This window comes from Streptomyces sp. PA03-6a, from assembly GCF_033792765.1.
Classification (GTDB): domain Bacteria; phylum Actinomycetota; class Actinomycetes; order Streptomycetales; family Streptomycetaceae; genus Actinacidiphila.
Window position 1 is genome coordinate 1 of sequence record NZ_JARAVK010000577.1, and the last position, 1008, is coordinate 1008.

The following is a 1008-nucleotide window of genomic DNA, read 5'->3' on the forward strand; positions in this document are numbered from 1 at the left end:
CTAGGACTTGTCCGGACGATCATGTGACTACTCGCCGTCCGCGTCGTTGATGTGGACATGGGGCGGGGTGACTTGAGCGATGCTGAATGGGAACGGCTGCGTCCGTTCCTGCCGGTCAGTAACCGGCGTTGTGGCCGGTGGCGTGATCACCGGCAGGTGATCGACGGGATTCTGCACCGGGTGCGGACCGGTGTGCAGTGGCGTGACCTGCCGGAACGGTTCGGGCCGTGGAAGACGGTGTATGAACGGCACCGGCTGTGGTCGGCGGACGGGACGTGGGAACGTTTGTTGCAGCAGGTCCAGGCTGCGGCCGACGCTGCGGGTGAGATCGACTGGGACATTTCGGTGGACTCCACCATCGTCCGTGCTCATCAGCACGCGGCTGGCGCCCGCACCGATTCCCCGCCGGCGCCTGCGTCAAAGGGGGGCGAACCGCCAGAACACCAGGGCGAAACAGCGTGGCAGAGCCTGCACGCCCGCCTGGTGGAGGTGGTGCAGGAAGTGAGGGCCTGGGCCGCTCGCGGGGCGGGTTCACCAGCAAACTCCACCTGAGCGCCGACGGCCGATGCCGCCCGCTGTCCCTGATCGTCACACCAGGCCAGCGGGCGGACTGCACCCAGTTCACGCAGGTGCTGGACAAGATCCGCATTCCTAAGATCGGCCCGGGCAGGCCCCGCAACAAGCCCGGCAGCGTCGCCGCGGACAAGGCCTACAGCAACGGAATCATCCGCACGTACCTGCGACGTCGGGGTATCCGGCACACCATCCCGGAGAAGGCAGACACCCAGGCCGCCCGCCTGCGCAAAGGTTCACGCGGGGGACGGCCACCCGGCTTCGACGAAGAGCGGTACAAGAAGCGGAACACCATCGAACGGGCCATCAACCGGCTCAAGCAGCACCGGGCCGTGGCCACTCGCTATGACAAGCGCGGCTATGTCTACCTCGGCACAGCCACTGCAGCAGCCCTCGTCATCTGGCTCCGCACATGATCGGCCGGACAAGTCCTAG

At 66.7% G+C, this 1008-nt stretch carries 1 protein-coding gene; it reads left to right on the forward strand.

Annotation, left to right across the window (positions count from 1 at the left end; all coding sequences use genetic code 11):
* The first annotated feature begins 57 nt into the window (after positions 1-57).
* Positions 58-989 (forward strand): IS5 family transposase gene (locus tag PV350_RS46700; protein ID WP_500339322.1). Its coding sequence is split into 2 segments (ribosomal slippage): positions 58-471 and positions 474-989, totalling 930 coding nucleotides; the frame shifts between segments, so codons are not numbered across the junction.
* The last annotated feature ends 19 nt before the right edge of the window (positions 990-1008 follow it).